General features: G+C 57.4%; 24 protein-coding genes. 12 read left to right on the top strand and 12 right to left on the bottom strand.

Going from position 1 to position 23023, the window contains the following annotated elements:
- Positions 1–9 precede the first annotated feature (9 nt).
- Positions 10–1239, top strand: coding sequence for a peptidase T (pepT, locus tag BJF97_RS13865; protein ID WP_014229217.1), 1230 nt, complete (start codon positions 10–12; stop codon positions 1237–1239).
- Here pepT and tehB read toward each other — a convergent pair.
- Complete coding sequence (gene tehB, locus BJF97_RS13860; protein WP_032693454.1) at positions 1236–1832, bottom strand: tellurite resistance methyltransferase TehB; 597 nt, start codon at positions 1830–1832, stop codon at positions 1236–1238. The two genes, pepT and tehB, sit on opposite strands and share 4 nt — an antisense overlap.
- Before the next feature lie 2 nt (positions 1833–1834).
- Positions 1835–2833: a dicarboxylate transporter/tellurite-resistance protein TehA gene (gene tehA / locus BJF97_RS13855; protein WP_032693453.1), complete on the bottom strand. Its 999-nt coding sequence runs from the start codon at positions 2831–2833 to the stop codon at positions 1835–1837.
- A gap of 110 nt (positions 2834–2943) precedes the next feature.
- Here tehA and ydcK point away from each other — a divergent pair, with 110 nt between their 5' ends.
- A complete protein-coding gene (gene ydcK, locus BJF97_RS13850) occupies positions 2944–3924 on the top strand; it encodes a YdcK family protein (RefSeq protein WP_014838369.1) in 981 nt (326 codons plus the stop codon).
- 122 nt (positions 3925–4046) lie between these two features.
- On the opposite strand, the gene rimL is transcribed toward ydcK, so the two are convergent.
- From rimL to hglS, 4 genes are all read right to left on the bottom strand, one after another.
- Positions 4047–4631 carry a 50S ribosomal protein L7/L12-serine acetyltransferase gene (gene rimL / locus BJF97_RS13845; protein WP_032693451.1) on the bottom strand — a complete coding sequence of 195 codons (585 nt, stop codon included), beginning with the start codon at positions 4629–4631 and terminating at the stop codon, positions 4047–4049.
- Between the two features lie 75 nt (positions 4632–4706).
- Positions 4707–6362, bottom strand: coding sequence for a glucan biosynthesis protein D (locus BJF97_RS13840; RefSeq protein WP_004850560.1), 1656 nt, complete (start codon positions 6360–6362; stop codon positions 4707–4709).
- Positions 6363–6694: 332 nt separating this feature from the next.
- Complete coding sequence (locus BJF97_RS13835; protein ID WP_014229212.1) at positions 6695–8203, bottom strand: carboxylesterase/lipase family protein; 1509 nt, start codon at positions 8201–8203, stop codon at positions 6695–6697.
- A gap of 42 nt (positions 8204–8245) precedes the next feature.
- A complete protein-coding gene (gene hglS, locus BJF97_RS13830; protein WP_004850554.1) occupies positions 8246–9589 on the bottom strand; it encodes a 2-oxoadipate dioxygenase/decarboxylase HglS in 1344 nt (447 codons plus the stop codon).
- Between the two features lie 239 nt (positions 9590–9828).
- Here hglS and pcaH point away from each other — a divergent pair, with 239 nt between their 5' ends.
- The 5 genes from pcaH (at position 9829) to BJF97_RS13805 (ending at position 15387) form a co-directional block, all read left to right on the top strand.
- A complete protein-coding gene (pcaH, locus tag BJF97_RS13825; RefSeq protein WP_004850552.1) occupies positions 9829–10569 on the top strand; it encodes a protocatechuate 3,4-dioxygenase subunit beta in 741 nt (246 codons plus the stop codon).
- A complete protein-coding gene (pcaG, locus tag BJF97_RS13820; protein WP_004850549.1) occupies positions 10566–11186 on the top strand; it encodes a protocatechuate 3,4-dioxygenase subunit alpha in 621 nt (206 codons plus the stop codon). The genes pcaH and pcaG overlap by 4 nt, the downstream gene beginning before the upstream one ends.
- A gap of 172 nt (positions 11187–11358) precedes the next feature.
- Positions 11359–12282 carry a LysR substrate-binding domain-containing protein gene (locus BJF97_RS13815; protein ID WP_004850547.1) on the top strand — a complete coding sequence of 308 codons (924 nt, stop codon included), beginning with the start codon at positions 11359–11361 and terminating at the stop codon, positions 12280–12282.
- 292 nt (positions 12283–12574) lie between these two features.
- Complete coding sequence (locus BJF97_RS13810) at positions 12575–14947, top strand: membrane-bound PQQ-dependent dehydrogenase, glucose/quinate/shikimate family (protein WP_032693450.1); 2373 nt, start codon at positions 12575–12577, stop codon at positions 14945–14947.
- Positions 14948–15111: 164 nt separating this feature from the next.
- Positions 15112–15387 (top strand): hypothetical protein, encoded by a 276-nt coding sequence (locus tag BJF97_RS13805; protein ID WP_014229210.1) that lies wholly within the window; start codon positions 15112–15114, stop codon positions 15385–15387.
- 52 nt (positions 15388–15439) lie between these two features.
- Here the strand turns inward: BJF97_RS13805 and BJF97_RS13800 are convergent, their stop codons facing one another.
- The 3 genes from BJF97_RS13800 to cybB form a co-directional block, all read right to left on the bottom strand.
- Entirely contained in the window at positions 15440–16558 is a 1119-nt protein-coding gene (locus BJF97_RS13800) for an S-(hydroxymethyl)glutathione dehydrogenase/class III alcohol dehydrogenase (RefSeq protein ID WP_014229209.1), read from the bottom strand.
- Positions 16559–16580: 22 nt separating this feature from the next.
- Positions 16581–16856 (bottom strand): metal/formaldehyde-sensitive transcriptional repressor, encoded by a 276-nt coding sequence (locus tag BJF97_RS13795; RefSeq protein ID WP_004101746.1) that lies wholly within the window; start codon positions 16854–16856, stop codon positions 16581–16583.
- Positions 16857–17025: 169 nt separating this feature from the next.
- The gene (gene cybB, locus BJF97_RS13790) at positions 17026–17553 is read right to left on the bottom strand and encodes a cytochrome b561 (RefSeq protein WP_025107908.1); all 528 of its coding nucleotides are present in this window, start codon (positions 17551–17553) and stop codon (positions 17026–17028) included.
- A gap of 225 nt (positions 17554–17778) precedes the next feature.
- On the opposite strand from cybB, the gene BJF97_RS13785 reads away from it, so the two are divergent.
- Positions 17779–18021: a DinI family protein gene (locus BJF97_RS13785; RefSeq protein ID WP_004101739.1), complete on the top strand. Its 243-nt coding sequence runs from the start codon at positions 17779–17781 to the stop codon at positions 18019–18021.
- Between the two features lie 21 nt (positions 18022–18042).
- Complete coding sequence (locus BJF97_RS34710) at positions 18043–18207, top strand: hypothetical protein (RefSeq protein WP_004850538.1); 165 nt, start codon at positions 18043–18045, stop codon at positions 18205–18207.
- Positions 18208–18327: 120 nt separating this feature from the next.
- On the opposite strand, the gene BJF97_RS13780 is transcribed toward BJF97_RS34710, so the two are convergent.
- Complete coding sequence (locus tag BJF97_RS13780; RefSeq protein WP_014838364.1) at positions 18328–18525, bottom strand: hypothetical protein; 198 nt, start codon at positions 18523–18525, stop codon at positions 18328–18330.
- 292 nt (positions 18526–18817) lie between these two features.
- Between BJF97_RS13780 and ydfZ the strand changes: the two genes are divergently transcribed.
- Positions 18818–19021 (top strand): putative selenium delivery protein YdfZ, encoded by a 204-nt coding sequence (ydfZ, locus tag BJF97_RS13775; RefSeq protein WP_004850536.1) that lies wholly within the window; start codon positions 18818–18820, stop codon positions 19019–19021.
- A 65-nt stretch (positions 19022–19086) separates the two neighbouring features.
- Here ydfZ and BJF97_RS13770 read toward each other — a convergent pair whose 3' ends face one another.
- Together BJF97_RS13770 and BJF97_RS13765 are read right to left on the bottom strand one after the other, a co-directional pair.
- On the bottom strand, positions 19087–20058 hold the full coding sequence (locus tag BJF97_RS13770; protein WP_014229205.1) for a GGDEF domain-containing protein: 972 nt from the start codon (positions 20056–20058) through the stop codon (positions 19087–19089).
- A gap of 132 nt (positions 20059–20190) precedes the next feature.
- The gene (locus BJF97_RS13765) at positions 20191–21114 is read right to left on the bottom strand and encodes a LysR family transcriptional regulator (protein ID WP_162097194.1); all 924 of its coding nucleotides are present in this window, start codon (positions 21112–21114) and stop codon (positions 20191–20193) included.
- An 89-nt stretch (positions 21115–21203) separates the two neighbouring features.
- On the opposite strand from BJF97_RS13765, the gene BJF97_RS13760 reads away from it, so the two are divergent.
- Positions 21204–21698, top strand: a complete 495-nt coding sequence (locus BJF97_RS13760) for a GNAT family N-acetyltransferase (RefSeq protein WP_032693449.1) — start codon at positions 21204–21206, stop codon at positions 21696–21698.
- Positions 21699–21955: 257 nt separating this feature from the next.
- A complete protein-coding gene (gene gap / locus BJF97_RS13755) occupies positions 21956–22954 on the top strand; it encodes a type I glyceraldehyde-3-phosphate dehydrogenase (protein WP_032693448.1) in 999 nt (332 codons plus the stop codon).
- Positions 22955–23023: the final 69 nt, after the last annotated feature.

The raw sequence follows: 23023 nt of genomic DNA, 5'->3' as shown, positions 1-23023 counted from the left end.
GGAATCACTATGTCATCAGCCCTGGCCAGTCAATTAACCCAACGCTTCTTTCGCTACCTGGCGATAACCAGCCAAAGCGACCCGCGAGCCACGACGCTGCCTACCACCGCCGGGCAACACGCGATGGCGCAGGCCCTTGCGGATGAGCTACGCCAGCTGGGGCTGGATGAGATTGTGATTGACGAGCACGCCACCGTCACGGCGGTGAAAAAAGGCAACGTCGCAGGCGCGCCGCGGATTGGCTTTATTACCCACATCGATACCGTTGACGTCGGTTTGTCGCCGGATATTCATCCACAAATTCTGCGTTTTACTGGTGAAGATCTCTGTTTGAACAGGGATAAAGATATCTGGCTGCGCGTTGCGGAACATCCGGAAATCCTCGCTTATCCCAATGAAGAGATTATTTTCAGCGACGGCACCAGCGTGCTCGGGGCGGATAACAAGTCCGCCGTTACGGTGGTGATGACGGTGCTGGAAAACCTGACGGCGGAACACCGCCACGGCGACATCGTGGTCGCGTTTGTGCCGGATGAAGAAGTGGGCCTGCGCGGCGCGAAGGCGCTGGATCTCGCGCGCTTTGCCGTCGATTTTGCCTGGACCATCGACTGCTGCGAGCTCGGCGAAATCGTCTATGAAAACTTTAACGCCGCCGCGGCGGAGATTCGCTTTACCGGCGTGACCGCTCACCCCATGTCATCAAAGGGCGTGCTGGTGAACCCGCTGCTGATGGCCACCGATTACATGAGCCATTTCGATCGCCAGCAAACGCCGGAGCATACCGCCGGACGCGAGGGCTACGTTTGGTTTAACGGTATCCAGGGCGATCAGAACAGCACCCTGCTGCAGGCCAGCATTCGCGATTTCGACCTCGAAAGTTTTCATCGCCGTAAGCAGCAAATTAGCGAGGTGGCGCAGAAAATCGCCGCGCAGTATCCGACCGGTAAGGTGGAATTTCACATCAGCGACACCTATAGCAACATCAGCAATGCCATCGGCGAAGACCGCCGCGCCGTTGATCTGATGTTCGAAGCGATGGAAAGCTTAGGCATTACGCCGAAACCGACGCCGATGCGCGGCGGCACCGACGGCGCGGCCCTGTCGGCAAAAGGCGTATTAACGCCCAACTTCTTTACCGGCGCGCACAACTTCCACTCGAAATTTGAGTTTCTGCCGCTGCGCGCCTTTGAGGCCTCTTATCAGACCGCATTACAGCTCTGCCTGTTAGCGGCGCGTTAAGCCGGTTTGCGCGCCAGCATCGTGGCGAAACGCAGCTTAATCCGGTTCCCGCTGGCGTCGGTGCGGTGGAGTTCACCGACGTCTTCGTTATATTTGAGTAACGTCCAGCCTTCATAATCATTGCGCAGCTCTCCCGGTTTAAACGCGAACGGGAAGCCGACGCTGCACGGATAATCGTCGGTATCCATAGCCGCAACAATCAGATTGTAGCCGCCGGGTCTGGTGCAGCGCTGCATGTTAGCAATCAGACCCGGGATGGTCTTCGCGTCGAGGAACATCATCACCACGGTCGAAAGAATAAAGTCATACTCGCCGTCAAAGCTGAGGGCGTTAAGGTCCTTAATCGCCGTCCGCAGATTCTCCAGCCCTTCCGCCTGACGAATGCGCTCAAGATTTCCGATGCTGGCCGGATTTTTATCCCACGCGGTGACATCAAACCCGTTGGCCGCCAGATAGAGGCTATTGCGCCCGTTGCCGCAGCCCAGATCCAGCGCCTTGCCCGGCGCGATCAGCGTGGCGGCGTGCAGCACCTCAGAGTGGGTGCGGGTCATGCCGTATTTATCGGTAAAGTAGTTTTCGTCACGAAGCGTCATGATTAATCCTTATTTTTTAATAATGCGTCGCGTTCAACGCGAATAAGCAGTTTACCGCGCACCAGCAGCAAGAAGGTACGAACCAGCAGCAGGCCGACGATCAGATTGGTAAACAGAAACAGCGGGAACGCCAGAGTATGGAAAAAGCCGTCCGGATGCTGATGACCGAGATGCAGGCCGGTGGTCGCCAGCGCGGAGATGCCGAACGAGAAGCTCCAGAACGAGGCGTTAAACGGCTGGCGCAGGTACCACGGCATCAGGCGCAGCATAAACAGCAGCTGCAGCAGACCATAGCCGAACAGCAGCTTAGCGAAGGTATCCGCCTCGCCGCCGTTCACGCTCAGCCAGGCGCTGCACGCCACCAGCGCCGGCGCCAGCTGAATGCCGAGGGCGGTGCGCATGGCCATCGGCAGTTCGCCGTCGCTGCGCAGGCGCTGCAGAATCACCGGTTCAAGGCTAAGCCAGGAGAATAAGCCGGCGCCAAGAAACACCAGTCCGGCGTCGGTAAAGCCCAGCGCGCCGCAGGCCATGGCGCTGATAAAGTTATTCGCCACCGTCGGCAGATAGAGACCCGGGGTGGTCGCCTCATTGGGATGCTTCCCCCGCCATAGCCCGGCGCTCTGCCAGGCCGCATAGCTTAGCTGCAGCACTACGCCAATCGCGAATAACACCAGCGAGAGCGGCCGCAGCCAGGGAACAAAGCCGATGGCCACCAGCATGGTCGTCGCCGGAAACAGGCTGACAAAACTGCTGGCCACCGGATGGCGCATCTCCTGCAGTACGCTGTGCGGGAAACGGACTGCACGGCTGATAAACGCCAGCGCCAGCAGCGCCCAGACGAGGGTGGCCACGATAACCAGACCGTCGCCGATTGTCCGGCTCACCGGCCAGATCGTGCTGGCGTAGCGCCAGGCGAAGCCCATGCCGATAATGCCCAGAACCATACCAAAATAGCCCGCCGGGAGATTCAGCACCCGGCTCACGCGCTGCTCTTTATTCATTTTGTTTAAATTTTCAATTTATCTTAAGTTGCATTCTAAAGGAACCTTCAAAAACACGCTACGGCGTTTTTTGCTATGTTTATGTTAACCATATGTAATGAGAAAGGCAGATGCGCAAATATTACCTCAGTGAGAAGGTTCGCCAGTTTCACTATGAAGCCGACGGAAACAAACATAGTGTCAATCTGCGGCAAATTGTCGCCTTACGCGATTTCGCTGACGTGAAGCGCGGCGATGAAGGCGGCTGGCTGGACAATGAAGCAGCCCTGAGCCACGAAGGCGAGTGCTGGATTTATGACCCGAATAGCGCGGTGTTTGCCGGTGCGAAAATCGAGGGCAATGCCCGCTTAACCGGCGAGTGCATTATCAGCCATGGCGCCATCGTCAGCGATAACGCGCGACTGGACAGCGTGCAGGCAAGCCACTGCGCGCGCATAAGTGACAACGTCACCGTTTCGCATTCGCAGATTCGGGGTTATTGTCACCTGGCCGACAATGCGCAGATCCTCCCCCACTCGCTTATTATCGCCGCCCAGGGTCTGACCGCCGACAGCGACAAAATCCTGCGCATTTATCAGCGGGCAACGGTCAGCGCTTCGCGCATCGTTCACCAGGCACAAGTTTACGGCGACGCGTTTGTCGAACACGCGTTTGTTGAGCATCGGGCGGAAATCTTCGATTGCGCGCGGCTGGAGGGTAACGACGAAAACGACGTCTGGGTCTGCGATAACGCGCGAGTTTATGGCCACGCGAGGATTATCGCCGGGCGGGAAGAGGACGCCATCCCCACCCTGCGCTACAGCTCGCAGGTGGCGGAGCACGCGGTGGTCGAAGGCAACTGCCTGCTGAAGCATCGGGTGATGGTCGGCGGGCATGCGCACCTGCGCGGCGGGCCGATTCTGCTGGACGATAGCGTGTTAATTGAAGGGCATGCGGTGATTTGCGGCGATGTGGTGATTGAACATCAGGTGACGATCGGCGACAGGGCGCGAATTGAAGCCAGCGCGGGCGACGCCATTTCTATCAGAGGGGAGAAAGTGATAAACGGCGACGAACTTTTTACCCGCACGCCCATTGTCGGCTTTCTATAACCTTTGCTCCCGACCGCGTGGTTTATCAGCTTCAGGCCCCTGCGCGCTGTTCCCCGGGGGGCGGCGCTCAACGCGCCTTGCCCGAGCTACATCTCAGCGCGGCCCGTAGCCCGGGCAAGGCGTCAGCCGCGAGCCGGGAATTGCCCGGTGTCACAATCAATAATGCGCCCGTAGATATTCTGGTCATCGTACGAACCGTTCAGATACTCGGCCTGCTTCAGGCACCCTTCGAGGGTGAAACCGTTACGCAGGGCGACCTGATTGCTTCTCTGGTTTGCTACCCGACATTTAATCACGAAGCGGCGAACCGTCCCGCTGCGGGCAAAAGCGTCCATCAGCGCCTGCAGCGCCTGAGAAAGTAGCCCCTGCCCCTGGTGGCTTTCATCAATCCAGTAGCCGATGTATGCGGTCTTATTGATCGGCTCAATCTGGTTAAACGACAGCACGCCGACGATCTCTTCTCGCAGAAAGAGCAAAAACATTTTGGCGTAACCGCGCTGGTGCAGCATCACGTTGCCCTGCACGTGGCGGCGGGTTTCGTCTTCGTGACTGACTTCAGCGGGCCAGCTCAGCGATTGCTGGAGCCAGCGCTGGTTCTTGATCACCAGCTGATGCAGCTCAGCGACGTGGCTTTCATCCACAGCGCGCAGAGAAAGCGACTCGGTGACGGGGATAGTTTCTCTCGCAGGCGCGTTTTCGTCAGTCATAATGGACTCTGATTAATAGTCTGATTAAAAAACAAACGCCCGCTAAGTGACCTTAGCGGGCGAAATAAAGGGCAATTATTTCATTACCCGATCGTCAACATAGTTACGCTTGTCTGGCGCTGGCGGGAAGTACTGATAGAGCCAGGTTTCGCTGATCGCTTCCCCCTGGCAGCGCAGGAACATGCGCATTTCGACCGGGTCGGTCGAATCCGAGGTCGGGTACCAGTCAAACTGGATGCGATAGCCATCAAACGGTTCCACGTAGAGAATTTCTATCTGCTTCGCTTCGCCGCTCGACAGGGTAATCACCGGCTCAATGCCTCTTGGCGCCGCGGCCTTCAGGTCGCCACCGACAAAATCGATAGCAAAACGACGGGTCCATTTATCCGGGTAGTGCTCACCCGGCGCCCAGCCTTCCGGGAAACCGCCCATTCCGGTACGCGTGGCCAATACCCGCGCCAGCGGCGAACGGACCGGCGGCTGCGCGCTCCAGTAGAGTCGATAGCGGAAGTCCAGCTCATCCCCTGCTTTAACCGGCTTCTCGGGCTGCCAGAAGCAAACGATATTGTCCAGCGTTTCACCGGTCGTCGGGATCTCCATCAGGTTGACGGCCCCTTTACCCCACTGGTTGCGCGGCTCCACCCACAGGCTCGGGCGTTTGTTATACCAGCCCATGATGTCCTGATAGTGGGAGAAGTCGCGATCCAGCTGCAGCAGGCCAAAACCGCGCGGATTTTTATCCTGGAAAGCGTTGAACTGCAGCTTCTGCGGGTTGTTCAGCGGGCGGCACACCCACTCGCCGTTGCCCAGCCACATCGACAGGCGGTCGGAGTCGTGGATCTGCGGATGGATAGTGTCGCACATCCGCCGTTCGTTATTGCCGCAGCTGAACATACTGGTCATCGGCGCGATGCCCAGCTGTTTGATGTCTTTACGCGCGTAGATGTGGTTTTCCACATCCATAATCACCTGCGTCTCCTGACAGTTAACCACGAACTTATAGGCGCCGGTGACGCTTGGGCTGTCGAGCAGCGCATAGACGGTAAATACCGTAGCCCCCGGTTTCACGGTCTCAAACCAGAAAGAGGTGAAGTCCGGGAACTCTTCCGGCGTATCGGTAAAGGTATCGATCGCCAGGCCGCGGGCGGAGAGTCCGTATTGATAAGTGCTGTCTACCGCGCGGAAGTAGCTCGCGCCGAGGAAGGCGACGATATCGCGGCGCGCCAGCTCCGGCGCCTTAAACACGCGGAACCCGGCAAAGCCGAGATCGCTCTGGCCTTCCAGCTGTTTGGTGTCGACGCCGGCGTCATTATATTTAAACAGCTCGGGACGGAAGTGAATTTCCCGCGCCTGCTGGGTTTGTGAATCCAGGGAGAACATCCGTACGCGGCGGCGGAACCCCATCCCGACGTGGAAGAACTGAATATCCAGCTTGCGCTCTTCGATATTACTCCACAGGGAGTGCGCAGCATCGTACTGAATGCTGTTGTAGGCCTGCGGGGTCAGGTTTGCCAGGGTTGGCGGCAGATCGCGCGGCGCGCCGCCCCAGGGCTGACGCGCAAGATCGTGGGCCATCGACTGAAGTACGGAATAGTCAAAGCGACGGGTCTGGCCGTCGGCAATTCCCGAGTCCTCGGCGAAGGCCGCTTTCGAGAATAGAGAGGCAACTCCTGACGTTCCGCATACGGCGGCAACAGCCATGGAAGATTTGAGAAAACGTCTGCGGTTCATGCCTGAGAGAGCATCCTTCTTCATATGTGAATTGAGACGCGACGTAACAAACCCATGCGTCGTGAATGTCGCTCACTCTAGACAAAAATGATTGATAATCCAATTGTTGACGGCAGAAATGCGTGAAAAAAATATGTCCACCGGACCAGACCGAATTACCGATATCCGGGGGGGGCGGCGATGATTTCACCAACCGGCGGCGTTTCATGCTAAATACCGCGGCGGCAAAGCAAAACAGGAAGCGGCCAGACGAACGCTGGCCGCGCAGGCGATTATTTTTGCTGCAGAAGGTTAAAAACGTCCCGCGGCAGACGGAGATCTTCCGGACAGCGTTAATCCAGCGTCACATGGTGCTTCATCACCCGCCGAAACAGCGCCAGACGCGCGCGCATAAAGCGGTTTTCCACTTTAAAACCGGCCCGCTTGTGCAAACCGATGCGCAACAGACGGTCCCGTCCGCGCACGCTGGCGGGCCAGCGCACCGGCCCGGAGAGCTCGTGGCAGCCGTTACCCGCTACACGGGCAAAGCTAGCCCAATAGTCGGCAACCCGGGCGGCAAAGGTCCGGTCGCGATCGTTCGCATACTGTCGCACCGGCTCGGCAAGGTCCAGATTGTCAAAAACGTACGCCACTTCATTACCGTGCCACGCGCCGTGCGGATAGGTTTGGTGTTCCGCCTCGGCAACGTAGTCAAACCAGTAGCGCCAGCACGGTTGCCCTACCCGCTGCTGCGCCTGCATCACCACGTAACCCAGGGTGGTAAAGGCCATATCGCGGCAAACTTCACGCCCTAATGCTTCATCGCCCTTGACGCCGGGATAGAGCAGCTTAATCAAACCGAGACCAAAACGGCGTTCGCGGCGAAGCTTCTGGATCTGCCCGGCGATATCGACGCCAAACACCGCCATGACGCTGGCCTCATCGCTGTTCGAGCCAATCATCACCGGCAGCGGGTGCTGACGCCCGCTAAAAAAAGTCTCCAGCATCGGCTGCGGCAGTACGGCATCGCCAACAATGGGCGCCGGGCCGATGGTAAGCGGTGCGGTCAGCGACCAGAACGCGTCCGCCGGAATCGCCCGCAGCTGTTCGGCGCTGGCCTGCGGTAAAGAGAAGTGCTCCGCGATGAGCTGCCCTTTGGCCAGCGCCTTTTCCCGCGGCAGATCCGGCAAGGTATAGCCGCTCTGAATAATCGCCTTATGGAACAGCCCTCTTGATTTTGGCGAAACCATGAGCGACAGCACGCTGCGCGCCCCGGCGGACTCGCCGAACAGCGTCACGTTGGCCGCATCGCCGCCGAAGGCATGAATGTTTTCCTGAACCCACTGCAGGGCGGCGATCTGATCGAGCAGCGCGAAATTATAGATGCGCTCCCCCTCTTCTTCCTCCAGCGCCGGATGGGCAAAAAAGCCCAGATGCCCCAGCCGGTAGTTAACCGTCACCACCACCACGTCACGGGACGCTAAGGCTTTACCGTCATAGGGCGGTAAGCTTCCCGCGCCGATGGTATAGCCGCCGCCGTGCAGCCAGACCATCACCGGCAGCGGCTGCGCGCGCGAAGCGGGCGACCAGACGTTAAGGTAGAGGCAATCCTCGGAAAAGCGGCCGGGATCGCCGCCGCCGAGCTCACGACAGTACTCAATATCCTGCCAGCTGGAGGCTGAGAAACTCTCCGCCCGGCGCACGCCCTGCCAGCGGGCGGCAGGCTGCGGCGCGCGCCAGCGGAGATCGCCGACGGGCGGCGCGGCATAGGGTATACCGCGCCAGATATGCATGTTCTCTTCAGCGGTGCCGGATAGGGTGCCCTGCCGGGTTTTCACCAGCGGGGTAGACGGATTCTGCATGGCCTGCTTCCTTTAACAACTCATGCCAGCAGAGTACTGATTTTACAGCAGACCGCAACGTCGTTTACTGCGCTCTTCCGCCTGTTGATAAAGGGCAAACTCATCATAGACCGGACAGCCCAGCGCCTCCTCAAAGGCCTGGCGGCTGGCGTTGCCGTGGCTGCGGGTCTGTATCTCGTTGCCCAGGTTAGACTGAAAAATCCCGGCGGCGCTGACCGGCAAAAAGTCTTCATAAATAATCGGTTGTGCGATGACCCAGCCGCGTTCAATCAGCGGCTGCGGATCGTCGCCCGGACGAAACGCCTGACGGTGCGCTTCGCCGGCGGGCGTCAGGCGATAGCGAAAGTACGCCAGCCCCTGCTGACGCAGCAGGAATTCGCTGTCCGGGAACGGGCTAAACACCTCCTGCAGATGACGCTGATGGGTGAGATTATCTTTGCCCACCCCCGCCTCGCCAAGCAGTCGGTCGTACAGGGCGCGGCCCTTCGGCGTTAAGGCGATACCGCGCTGCTCGATTTCGCCAAAGCGAGCCGTATGCGTGCCTCTATGCTCTCCGGCAAACATCACCGGTTCCTCAAGGGCCTTAAAGCTGGTCTGGCGCAGTAAAATGGGCACATCGCGGCGCGGCGGCCCTTCTATCAACGCTTTTGGCGCGATACCGCACTCGGGCATTAACGCCTGCACCCGGTCAATATCCAGGGTGCGCGGCGTCAGATGATTAATGTGGCAGCCGGGGAAACAGACCACATCGGCAATCAGCCGGTGCTCTTCATGCAGCGCGTGATAGGTTTCCTCATCGACGGTGGCGTGTCGATGCCAGCGAAAGGTTTCCAGCGCCTGTTGCACAAACTCGCGCGCCTCTGCGGCGGTAAACTCCCCTTTCTGTTCATGTAACGCGATCAGTTCACGACAGCGCGGCGTGAAGATATCGCGTCGGGAAAGGATATCCGCCGCCCGCTGACGCAAAGCTTCATTGGCGATAAGTTCAAGTCGCAGAAGCGAGGTAAAAACGCGAAACGGATTGCGCGCCAGCGCGGCGTCATCAATGGGGCGAAACGCGGTGGAGTGAACCGGTACGCCGGCCTGCGACAGATCGTAATAGCTGACGGGATACATTCCCATAATGGCAAACATGCGACGCAAGGTCGCCAGTTCCTCCGCCGTACCGACGCGGATCGCGCCGTGGCGTTCAACGTTCAGCCGCGCCAGTTCATCGGCGTTGGCCAGTTGTTCGTGCAGCGTCGGGTTATTCTCCAGTATGGCCAGGTTAACGTCGGCCACCAGCTCCAGTAGCGTCCCGTACTGCGGAACTTCCTGCTGGTACATCGCCGACATCGCCTGCGAAAAGCTTTCCCGAATCTCATCAGCCGTGATGGTGTTCGCCATGATGTCTTACCTCCAGTGAATTCTCCCTGGAGTGTAGGAAAGCTCTCTGCAGACGGCGGGAAGAATTTACAAACTGTGATGCCGGTAGCTGGCCGGTTTATTTTCAACCGCTCACTTCATAACCGCCGGTTATGTTAAACACCCTTTAATTTCACTTTAAATTAACAAAACATTTACACACACTGCGAGTGGCGACATTACAACAACATGCCTCTCTACCGATAATATGGAGTACCCTCATGAACGACAAATGGTCACCGCGCGAGGTCCTGCACCGCGACTACAGCAGCCATCCTCCCGCTTACGCCCCGGGCTATAAAACCAGCGTGCTGCGCTCGCCGCGCAATGCGCTCATTTCCCTGCAGAATTCCCTTTCTGAAATCACCGGACCGGTGTTCAGCAGCGACGATCTCGGCGCGCTCGATAACGACCTGATCCTCAACTACGCCAAAGACGGCCTGCCGATTGGCGAAAGGATAATCGTCCACGGCTACGTTCGCGATGGATTTGGCCGACCAATGAAAAATACGCTGGTCGAAGTCTGGCAGGCCAACGCGGGCGGACGCTACCGGCATAAGAAAGATCAATACCTGGCGCCTATCGACCCGAACTTTGGCGGCTGCGGACGGGTGCTGACCGACGAAAACGGCTACTATTGTTTCCGCACTATCAAGCCCGGCCCCTATCCGTGGCGCAACCAGGTAAGCGACTGGCGTCCGGCGCATATTCACTTTTCGCTCTCCGGCGACGCCTGGGCACAGCGCCTGATCACGCAGATGTATTTCGAAGGCGATCCGCTGATTAAACAGTGTCCTATTGTTAAAACCATCAATAACGATGATGCCATCAGGACATTAATCGCCGAGCTGGATACCCATGCCGCCGTACCGCTGGACTCTCTGGCTTACCGTTTTGATCTCGTGCTGCGCGGCCATCGCGCAACGCTGTTTGAAAACCGCACGCAGGGGGCCGCCCGATGAAAGATTATTTACCTGAAACCGCGTCACAAACCGCCGGCCCTTATGTGCATATCGGCCTCGCGCCGGACGCCGCCGGTTTCCATATCTTTGAGAAAAATTTTGGCCCGACGCTGACAACGGCAGACACCGAGGGCGAACGCATTACTATCGAAGGCAGAGTCATCGACGGCTCCGGCACGCCGGTGCGCGATGTGCTGCTGGAAATCTGGCAGGCCAACGCCGCCGGGCGCTATAACCATCCCGACGACCGACAGCAGGGCAAGAAGCTGGATGCGGCGTTTCGCGGCTGGGGACGCAGCTGCTCGGACTTCACCAGCGGCGTCTGGCGCTTCGAAACCATTAAACCCGGGGCCGTGGTAGGTCGCGATGGGCGCACCATGGCGCCGCACGTTAATCTGTGGGTGGTCGCCCGCGGGATTAATATTGGCCTCAACACCCGGATGTACTTTTCCGACGAGCAGGATGCCAACCAGGTCGACCCGGTGCTGAATCTGATTGAATGGGAAGTGCGTCGCCAGACCCTCATCGCGCAGCGCGAGGTCCGCGGCGCGGAGATCGTATATCGCTTCGATATTCACCTGCAGGGCGAAAACGAAACCGTCTTCTTCGATATCTGAGTTTTTTCTTCCTTTTTCCGCCCCTGCCGGTCAGGGGCGACGCTATATGGCAAACTCAATAAAATCAACTTGTAAAATAATAATATAAAATGTTAATAATATTTTGCTATGAAGTTAACAATTTTAATCGCCCTTACTTGTCACTGGGACGCCTCTGTTTTTAACATTGATTATGCAAAAAAATGGTCTTTTCAGTCAGCGCATTCGCTTGCGCCATCTACATACTTTCGTGGCCGTCGCTCAACAGGGAACTCTTGGGCGTGCGGCTGAAACCTTAAATCTGAGTCAACCGGCTTTATCTAAAACGCTAAACGAACTGGAGCAGCTGACCGGTACCCGGCTGTTTGAGCGTGGACGCCTCGGCGCGCAGCTCACGCTGGTCGGCGAACAGTTTCTCACCCACGCGGTTAAAGTGCTCGACGCGCTCAATACCGCGGGACAGGCGCTAAACCGTAAAGAAGGCCTCAACAGCGATATCGTGCGCATCGGGGCGCTCCCCACCGCCGCGCTGGGGATCCTGCCCTCGGTGATCGGCCAGTTCCATCAGCAGCAAAAAGATATCACCCTGCAGGTGGCGACCATGAATAACACCATGCTGCTGGCCGGACTCAAATCGGGAGAAATCGATATCGGTATCGGACGGATGTCCGATCCGGAGTTGATGAGCGGGTTGAACTATGAACTGCTGTTTCTCGAATCCCTGAAGCTGGTGGTTCGTCCGGGGCATCCGCTGCTGCAGGAAACGGTTACGCTGAGTCGGGTCATGGAGTGGCCGGTGGTGGTTTCGCCCAAAGGTACGCTGCCGCGACAGAACGCCGAAACCCTGCTGCAAAGCCAGGGCTGCAAAATTCCGTCTGGCTGCATCGAGACGCTGTCGGCTTCCCTGTCGCGCCAGCTCACCGTCGATTACGACTACGTCTGGTTTGTCCCCTCCGGTGCGGTCAAAGACGACCTGCGCCGTGGGCTGCTGGCCGCGCTGCCGGTGCCCACCCAGGGCGCGGGCGAACCGATAGGTATTCTCACCCGAGTGGACGCCACGCTCACCGCGGGAACACAAACCCTGCTGAGCGCCATTCGTAAATCGATGCCCGTCTGATCGCCCTCTCCCCGACAGTTACCCGCGTCGGGGAGATCTGACCGCCTGATTTCCTTTTCGCACCCACCATATTCACCACAATAATCAATTAGTGCGAAATCATTCATTAACAATTGCGTAAATTTCTTTAACAGATCTATCATAGCCACGATTTCACCAAATGGTTCACTCGAAATCAATAACAGTAAAAAACCTGCTTTTATGAAGGTCAACATCGCTTCATTCAAAAGCCTTCACTTGAGAAATTGATTCATCTGGTTCACGCCTGTTCAGGTGTGGTTAAGGAGAAAAAATGGCAACTGGCAACGCGCCGCGAGGATTCCCCCGGGTCCTGCAGTGGCTTCTCGCCGGGCTGATGCTGATCATCGGCCTGGCTATCGGTATTCTTGGTGCAAAGCTCGCCTCCGTTGGCGGGACCTTCTATTTTGCGATTATGGGCCTGGTGATGGTTATCGCCGCGGTGCTCATTTTCCGCAGCCGTCGCGGCGGTATCATACTGTACGCGATAGCGTTTATCGCCTCGATCGTCTGGGCCATTAGCGATGCCGGCTGGACCTACTGGCCGCTGTTCTCGCGCCTGTTCGCGCTCGGCGTACTGGCCTTCCTTGCCGCGCTGGTCTGGCCGTTTCTGTCCCGGCAGCCGGCGAAAAAAGGGCCGGCGTTTGGCCTGGCAGCGGTGCTGGCGGTGGTACTGTTGGTCAGTTTCGGCTGGATGTTTAAATCCCAGCCGCTGGTCAGCGCCAGCGAGGCGGTGCCGGTTAAACCGGTCGCCGCGGGCGAGCAGCAGAAAAACTGGGCGCACTGGGGCAACACCACCCACGGCGACCGTTTCGCCGCCCTCGACCAGATTAACAAACAGAACGTTGACCAGCTGCAGGTTGCCTGGGTCGCCCACACCGGGGATATCCCGCAGAGCAACGGCTCCGGCGCGGAAGACCAGAATACGCCGCTGCAGATTGGCGATACGCTTTACGTCTGTACGCCCTACAGCAAGGTGCTGGCGCTGGATGTCGATAGCGGTAAAGAGAAATGGCGCTATGATTCAAAAGCCACCGCGCCGAACTGGCAGCGCTGCCGCGGCTTAGGCTATTACGAAGAGAGCCAGGCCCAGGCTTCCCCTGCCGCCGACACGCAGCCGGCCGCCTGCTCCCGCCGCCTGTTCCTGCCAACCACCGACGCCCGTCTGATCGCTATTGATGCCGATAACGGTAAACTGTGCGACGCCTTCGGCGACCACGGTATTGTGGACCTGAGCGTTGGCATGGGGGAAATCAAAGCGGGTTACTACCAGCAGACCTCCACGCCGCTGGTGGCGGGTAACGTGGTCGTGGTTGGCGGTCGCGTGGCGGATAACTTCTCCACCGGCGAGCCCCCGGGCGTCGTTCGCGCCTATGATGTTCATACCGGCAAACTGGCGTGGGCATGGGATCCGGGCAACCCGAACCTGACCGGCGAACCGCCGGCCGGACAGACCTACACCCGCGGTACGCCGAACGTCTGGTCGGCCATGTCCTATGACGCGAAGCTGAATCTGATTTATCTGCCGACCGGTAACGCAACGCCGGACTTCTTTGGCGGCGAACGTACCGCGCTGGACGATAAATACAGTTCCTCCATCGTGGCCGTTGACGCCACGACCGGCCAGGTACGCTGGCATTATCAGACCACCCATCACGATCTCTGGGATTTCGACCTGCCTTCCCAGCCGCTGCTGTACGATCTGCCTGACGGTAAAGGCGGCACCACGCCGGTGCTGGTGCAAACCAGCAAGCAGGGCATGATCTTTATGCTGAACCGCGCCACCGGTGAACCGGTCGCCAAGGTTGAGGAACGTCCAGTCCCCGCGGGCAACGTCAAGGGCGAGCGCTACTCGCCGACCCAGCCCTACTCCGTCGGCATGCCAATGATCGGCAACGAGACGCTGACCGAGTCGGATATGTGGGGCGCGACGCCTGTCGACCTGCTGCTGTGCCGCATCCAGTTTAAAGAGATGCGTCACCAGGGCGTCTTCACCCCGCCGGGCGAGGATCGTTCGCTGCAGTATCCCGGCTCGCTGGGCGGGATGAACTGGGGCAGCGTGTCGGTTGACCCGAACAACAGCCTGATGTTCGTCAATGATATGCGCCTTGGCCTCGCCAACTATATGGTGCCGCGCGCCAAAGTGGCGAAGGACGCCAGCGGTATCGAAATGGGGATTGTGCCGATGGAGGGCACGCCGTTCGGCGCCATGCGCGAACGTTTCCTGTCGCCGCTGGGCATTCCGTGCCAGAAACCACCGTTCGGCACTATGTCAGCGGTTGATTTGAAAACCGGCAAACTGGTGTGGCAGGTTCCGGTGGGCACCGTTGAGGACACAGGCCCGCTGGGGATCCGCATGCATATGCCAATCCCTATCGGTATGCCGACGCTGGGCGCCTCGTTATCAACCCAGTCCGGCCTGCTGTTCTTCGCGGGCACCCAGGACTTCTACCTGCGCGCGTTTGATACCGCCAACGGGAGAGAGATCTGGAAATCGCGTCTGCCGGTCGGCAGCCAGTCCGGCCCGATGACCTACGTATCGCCGAAAACCGGCAAACAGTACATCATCATCAACGCGGGCGGCGCTCGCCAGTCGCCGGACCGCGGCGATTATATTATCGCCTACGCGCTTCCGCAGCAGAAGTAACCGTCAGGGCCCCAAACGGGGCCCTTTTTGCGGCCCGGGAACCGCCCGGTGGCGGCTGGCGCGAAAGCAAAATCATCTTCAGCCCCCCTAGGCAAGCCATTTTCATTCAGCTATGTTACTATTGCGAATGGTTATCAATAATAACAACTGAACAAGGATAATGGATGAAAAGTTCACCCTGCCGCCTGCTCGCAGGCACCTTCATGTTAGCCGCCGCCTCGGCTCAGGCGTTAAAAGCCCCGGAAGTGGACCTGCGCGATCCGACGATTTGGGAAGAGAAAGCGGCGTCTCCGCTCACCGCCAACCCACAGCCCTGCGAGGTGTTCAGCGGCCCGCACTGCGCGGTGTGGGAAGATGAGAAATCGGATATTCAACGTGAACGGGAGCGGCGGGAACAGCGGCGATGGCAGAATGGTTATGAAAACCTGCGGCGGGAGTAATCCCTCTTAAACGATAACCCGGGCATGCCCGGGTTATTTTTCACCAGGAAAATCAATTCTCGCCGAAATGAATGACGGTACGAATGGATTTACCTTCATGCATCAGATCAAACGCTTCGTTGATTTGATCCAGCGGCATACGGTGGGTAATAAACGGATCGAGGCGAATTTTCCCCGCCATCGCCTCTTCAACCATTCCCGGCAGTTGGGTACGCCCTTTCACGCCGCCGAACGCGGAGCCGCGCCAGACGCGCCCGGTGACCAGCTGGAATGGGCGGGTTTTAATCTCCTGGCCCGCGCCGGCAACGCCGATGATGACGCTTTCGCCCCAGCCTTTGTGGCAGCACTCCAGCGCCGCGCGCATCACGTTGACGTTACCGATACACTCGAAGCTAAAGTCGACGCCGCCGTCGGTGAGTTCAACAATCACATCCTGAACCGGCTTATCGTAATCATTCGGGTTGATAAAGTCGGTCGCGCCCATCTCTTTCGCGAGAGTGAATTTTTCCGGGTTGGTATCCACCGCCAGAATGCGCCCGGCTTTCGCCTGTACCGCGCCCTGGATCACCGCCAGGCCGATCCCGCCGAGGCCGAAGACGGCGACGGTATCGCCCTCTTTTACTTTCGCCGTATTGTGCACCGCGCCGATACCGGTAGTGACGCCGCAGCCCAGCAGGCAGACTTTATCCAGCGGCGCCTGCGGGTTAACTTTTGCCAGCGAAATTTCGGCCACTACGGTGTATTCGCTGAAGGTGCTGGTCCCCATATAGTGATAAATCGGTTCACCGTTGTAGGAGAAACGGGTGGTGCCGTCCGGCATCAGGCCTTTACCCTGAGTGGCGCGCACCGCCTGGCAGAGGTTAGTTTTGCCGGATTTACAGAACTTACACTCGCGGCATTCGGCGGTATACAGAGGAATAACGTGGTCACCCGGCTGCAGGCTGGTCACGCCTTCCCCCACTTCGACGACAATCCCGCCGCCTTCATGGCCCAGTACCGCCGGGAAAACGCCTTCCGGATCGTCGCCTGAGAGGGTAAAGGCATCGGTGTGGCATACGCCGGTATGGGTGATTTTGACCAGCACTTCGCCTTTTTTCGGCGGCGCGACGTCAATCTCAACGATTGAAAGCGGCTGGCCTGGGCCAAACGCGACGGCTGCACGTGATTTCATATCTCTCTTCCTCGTGGTGATTTTATTTTAAATAGGACCGTAGCAGATGCCCGACTTCCGCCATTCTGGCGGCGCGCTGGTCTGGCGTCGTTTCGCCGCTGACCAGTTCATCCTGCAGGTGAATTTCAACCATCTCTCCCATCAGGCCGTTGGCGGCGCCGCGAATTGAGGCGATTTGTTGCAGAATGGTCATACAGGGTTCGCCGGATTCCAGCGCCCGCTCGAGCGCTTCAACCTGGCCACGGATGCGCCTTACCCGACTGAGGGCACGCTTTTTATCTTCAGGTGAATGTGGCATGGTGACGCCCTCCATATCATATAGGGGGGTATACTATATTTATTGTTGCCATGAGGCAAATGGCTTCGCCGCTTTAACCGTAGCATAGCGGCGAGAATTTGCGCTTAGCGGAAGTTGAGGCCCCCGAAGAATGAGACAAAAAAACCCGCCGAAGCGGGTTTATCGAGGTTTAACGCCTGCGAGGCATCATCCTCAGCAGCGTGTTATCTTTCCAGAAGTAGTGGTGCAACAGCGCCGCCAGCGCGTGCAGGCCAATGATAAAGTAGCCGGTATTGGCCAGCAGCTCGTGCCACGCTTTCAGGGTATCCACCAGTTCAAAGTTGCTTTCCGCCGCGTGCGGCATGGTCAGGCCAAACGCGAACCACGGGTTACCGCGGTAGTACATCATGACCATGCCGATGGCCGGCAGCGCGATAAACAGCAGATAGATAACCAGATGCCCCAGATGCGCGAAGCCGGTCATCATCGGCGACGGCTTAGGCACAATTGGCGGCGCCGGGGATTTGAGACGCACCAACAGGCGCACCACCATCAGAACAAAAATAGAAATCCCGCAGGAGACGTGAATCATATTGATGACGGGCCGCGCGCTGCGGGGGAAAAAGCCCCGCAGCTCCATCGCCGCGTAAGCGCCTATCACTAAAAGAAACACCAGCCAGTGGATGCCAATTTGCAGGCCAGAATATTTATCGCGCATGAGAAACCCTTAATAAAACGGTGATATCGCCAACATAAACACCTTTTATTAAAAATTCATTAACTTTTACGTACTTATAAAAAAACAATTGTCGGTTTCGCGCATTTAATGCAAAAGCGGCGAGTTATCCCCGGCGCAGGAATACGGGGAACGTATACCTCGGCCTTGACGCTGTATATAATCACAGTACAATACTTCCTGCTATTATCATCAACGGGATAAAAAATGTTCGTAGAGCTGATTTATGACAAGAGAAATTTCGAGGGATTGGCCGGCGCTAAAGAGATCATTCTTAATGAACTGACGAAGCGAGTGCATCGCATTTTTCCCGATGCCGACGTCCGCGTTAAGCCGATGATGACCCTGGCTTCCATCAATACTGACGCCAGCAAGCACGAGAAGGAGCAGATCAGCCGCGCCGTGCAGGAGATGTTCGAAGAAGCCGATATGTGGATGCAGGAAGATTAACGGGCGAGTTTTGAGGAAACGATGAACACTTTCAGCATAATAGCCATCCCCCTCTTTGCCGCAGCGGTGGTAATGTTGACGTTGGGGGCGACCCGGAAAAACCGTGCCTGCGCTATCGTCGGCGGCGTTTTGATGGCCGCGACCGTGGTTAACGCGGTGACCGGCATGGCGCTACAGGGCGGGTAACAGAATGAGCTTTGTCTGGTACATGGCGCTGATATGCATTGTGATAGCGTATCTTATGATGACCTTCCTCCCCGTTTAATCCCGGGTTTTCGCCTACCCGGGCTTCTTCTACCGGCGGGATTATACCCCCTTGCGCACCAGCGTTGCCGCCTGCATAAAAATCTCGTCCTCGATGCCATCCCCCTTCTGTCTACCCAGTCTCACCAGTTCTTCAACAATGCTTTCCCGGTTAATTGGCTTCTGGCCAGAGACCAGGCCAATAACCGCCGCGCCAATGGCAAGACCAATCAGCCCCGTTTGCTCTTCTTTGTTCTTCATCGTTCCGCTCCGTTATGCCCGAAAAAAGTTTAGCAGCCGCATCAGCGACTGCAACCCGGGCCTCCACGAGGGTTGATACCCGCGGAATCGTCTTCAAAAGCAGTACGGATTCCGGGTCAGGCAAAGCCTGTCTCCGGCTCGTTAGCCCGTTGAGAGACGCTAAAAAGTGTGAAGTTGATCAAAAACAACAAAATGACGGGCCGAGAGGCGTATTGGTATTACGTCCGCGCCGGGGGCAAGCCCGGCGCAAGAAGCGATTGTTACCACCCGATGATTAAAAGGAGAAATCAGCATGATCACTTACGATCGTAACCGCAATCCTATTACTAACGGCAGCCAGGTGATGATTAACGGGACGGGTAAAACCGGTAAAATTATCGCTATCCACGCGACGGGCTTAACGCCAGCCCAGCTGCGCCGTAATAAGACAGTCGAAGTGGAAGGGACGGAAGGTAAGTTCGAGCCCGTTGAACTGATCCGCCTTGGTCTCCACTAAGGAAGCGCAAGCCGCCGCGGCATCAGCCAGACGCCGAATATCGGCTGGCGACGCCGGGCGGTTCCCTACCGGCGCTCGGCGCCATGGCTGGTCTTCGCCTGATACATGCGCCGGTCCGCCACCGCAACGATCTCATTGAGGCTATGATGCGTTGCAGGGTCGTATTCAACGCAGCCCCAGGAAAAGGCCAGCTGCCACGGATTGCCCGCCTGTTGATTATATTCAGCAACGTTATTGCTTAGCTGCGCCATCGCGATGCCCGCCGCCTGCTGGGCAGTATTAGCAAGCAGGATAATAAACTCATCTCCGCCCTGCCTGGCAATGATATCCGACTCCCGGAAGGTGGCTTTCATCAAATCAGCCATCGCCGTCAGGGCTTTATCCCCCTGTTCATGACCCCAGGTATCGTTAATCAGCTTAAAGCGATCGAGATCGATAAATACGAGGCTCGCCGGTTCATTGCGCCGCCTGGCCGTCAGCAGCGCGTACTCCGCTAACGACATAAAACCCCGGCGGTTGAACAGCCCCGTCAGCTCATCGGCGGTCGCCGCGTCGAGCACCTTGAATTCATCTTCAACGATGGCGGCCAGGTCGCTTAATATTTGTATCTCATGCACGGAAAAGGCGCGCGGCTTGTGGTCCATCAGGCAGAACGCGCCGACCGTCGCGCCGTCAGGCAGCTGTACCGGGTATCCGGCATAAAAGCGGATAAAAGGCGCTTCCGTGACCAGCGGGTTATCGTGAAAGCGCAGATCCTGCTGCAGGTCATTAACGATTAAAGGGTCGGTCTGCAGAATAGTATGCGCGCAGAACGTGATATCCCTCGGCAGGGTATCGACTTCAAGTCCGGCGCAGGATTTAACATGCAGGGTATTTTCTCCCACGAGGCTAACCGACGCCACCGGCAGATCGTAGAGCGTACGCGCAAGCCGGGTCAGGCGATCGAAACGCTCTTCTTTTCCGCTATTAAGTAATCCGGATGCCCGCAGCGATTGCAGGCGACGCAGTTCATCGGGATGGAGTCCGGCTAATTTCAATTTTTCTCTCTTACGTTATCAGGATAGATGACGCTGCGCTTACCATTGAAGCGCACATCAGGCTGTTAACAGACGATTCACATTTGTTGTCTCATGAGTTAAGCATATATCGCTGACTCGTCAAACGAGACATCAGGTTCGTTCCGTCGCGGCCCACTCCCTCAGCCTCTCTTTCAGCCACTGGCTCGCGCCGCGCTGCCCGCTCCGCTTGTGGGAATAGATTTTCACTTCAAACGGCGGAACCTCAAACGGTAATTCAAAGACCTTCAGCGTCGCCGCGTCAGTCATTTTTGCCGCGGCAGAGCGCGGTATCGCCATAAGCAGTTCACTTTGCGCAATAATAGCTGGCGCGCTCAGCATAGAGGGGGTTTTGATGGTGATATGCCGCGAGAAGCCCATTTTCGCAAGCTGCACGTCGAGAACGCCCTGGCTTTCATTCCACGGGGTGACTACCAGATGCCGTGCTGCCAGGTAGTCCGCCAGCGTGAGCCGGGATCGCCTGGCGCTGCTTATCGCAACATAATCATCTTTCAGCCAGCAAATCTCATCCAGCTCCGGATGCTCTGCTTCATCCAGCGCGCTAAATCCCAGCGCTAAATCCACCTCGCCGGCCAGCAGTTCCGTCAGCGCCGGGCTGTGCGGCAGATAGCGCAGTTCGAAACGCAGGCCTGGCGCCTGCTGCTGTAGCCTGGGCATCAGCGTCGGGAAAACGCACTGCGCGGTGAAGTCCGTGATCGCTATCTGTAGGCAGTCGGTACTGGCTGAGGCCACAAACTTCGGCTGCGGAGTAAGCTCCTGATCTAAAAACTTGAGCGCCGAAGCGATGGAAGGCGCGAGCTGGGTGGCGTAAACGCTGGGGCACATACGATGACCTTCGCGATAGAAAAGCGGGTCGTTGAGCGCGGCGCGCAGTCTGGATAGCGCGTGGCTTAACGCTGATGTGCTCATCGCCAGCTCTTCCGCCGCCAGGCGGACCGAACGATAGCGGTAGACCGCCTCAAATACCGGCAGCAGATTCAAATCAAGACGGCGAAGCGCAGGATGCATAATATTCATCATTGGGTGATTTCATTGCACTTAATTCTTCTAACCTTAACGTTTATGCTTGGCGGTATCAAACTCACGATGGCACAACAGGTACTCCAATGAATATGACCATTCGTCAGGCCCGCCCGGCGGACGCAAAAGCAATTTATGACATGATTTACGAGCTTGCGGTTTATGAAAAAGCGCCGGAGCAGGTGGTCACCACGGTAGATGAAATCCAGGCATCGCTTTTCGCCAGCGACAGCAAAACGGAAGCGCTAATCTGCGAGATTGACAATAAGGTTGCCGGGTACGCGGTGTTCTTCACCAGCTATTCCACCTGGCTCGGTCGAAACGGCATCTATATGGAAGATCTGTACGTCACTCCCGAATTTCGCGGCCGCGGCGCTGGAAAAGCGCTATTGCGAACCATCGCTCAGCTGACGGTAAAAAGAGAGTGCGGTCGCCTGGAGTGGAGCGTGCTCGACTGGAACCAGCCGGCCATTGATTTTTATCTGAGCATTGGCGCCGTTGCGCAAAGTGAGTGGGTTCGCTATCGCCTTGACGGCGCCGCGCTTGCCGCTTTTGCTGAACGGGGCGGGAACGCCGAATAATCGGCCACCCGGCGGGCCCTTCCAGGGCCCACCTTTTCAATCCCTTGCCAATATGCCCGCGGCGTATAAAGCTGAAACAAAAAATTATTAACCCTTAACGCCCCGCCCACAACCCGCCGAATTTATTCACTTTTTCCGTACGCGTTTTTATCAGCATTTAACGGCGCCGGAAAAATCGTTGGTTGCCCTATCCCCGCCAGCTGAACTAAGCCTGGAGAAGTTTTCACCTGACAGTTCAACTGACCTGGAGATTCTTCATGAGTAAACTCGGGATTAATGGATTTGGGCGTATTGGACGTTTAGTACTGCGCCGATTACTGGAGGTTAATAGTCCTTTAGAGGTCGTCGCCATCAACGACCTCACCTCCCCTAAGGTACTGGCCTACCTGCTTAAGCATGATTCTAACTACGGGCCTTTCCCGTGGAGCATCGATTTTACTGAAGATGCGCTTATCGTTGACGGCAAAAAAATTACCGTTTATGCCGAAAAAGAGGCTCAGCATATTCCGTGGAAAGCGGTCGGTGCCGAGCTGATCGTCGAGTGTACGGGTTTTTATACCTCCGCGGAAAAAGCGCAAGCTCATCTGACCGCCGGCGCTAAAAAAGTGCTTATCTCCGCGCCCGCTGGCGATATGAAAACCATTGTCTATAACGTTAACGACGACACGCTGGAGGCAAACGATACGATTATTTCCGTGGCCTCCTGCACCACCAACTGCCTGGCGCCGATGGCGAAAGTGCTGAATGACGCCTTTGGTATTAAGGTGGGGACCATGACTACGATTCACGCCTATACCGGTACGCAATCGCTGGTTGACGGCCCCCGCGGCAAAGATCTACGCGCTTCCCGCGCGGCGGCGGAAAATATCATTCCGCATACAACCGGGGCGGCGAAAGCCATCGGGCTGGTTATTCCAGCGCTTAGCGGCAAGCTGAAGGGCCACGCCCAGCGCGTACCGACGAAAACCGGGTCGGTGACTGAGCTGGTGTCGGTGCTGGAGAAAAAGGTCTCCGCTGAAGAAGTCAATCAGGCGATGAAAAACGCGGCGACGAACAACGAATCATTCGGTTACACCGAAGAGGAGATCGTCTCGTCGGACGTGATTGGCAGCCATTTCGGTTCCATTTATGACGCCACGCAGCTGGAGATTGCCGAGGTTGGCGATCTCCAGCTGGTGAAAACCGTCTCCTGGTACGATAACGAGTATGGCTTCGTTACCCAGCTTATCCGCGTGCTGGATAAGTTCGCCAAATAAACCCCGGGGGCGGCGCAACGCGCCTTGCCCGGGCTACAGGTACGTGCGGCCTGCGTTTGGGTAGCCCGG

The sequence above is a fragment of the Klebsiella sp. LTGPAF-6F genome, assembly GCF_001753185.1.
GTDB classification, from domain to species: Bacteria; Pseudomonadota; Gammaproteobacteria; order Enterobacterales; family Enterobacteriaceae; genus Klebsiella; species Klebsiella michiganensis.
This window is presented reverse-complemented; position numbering and strand designations above follow the sequence as displayed.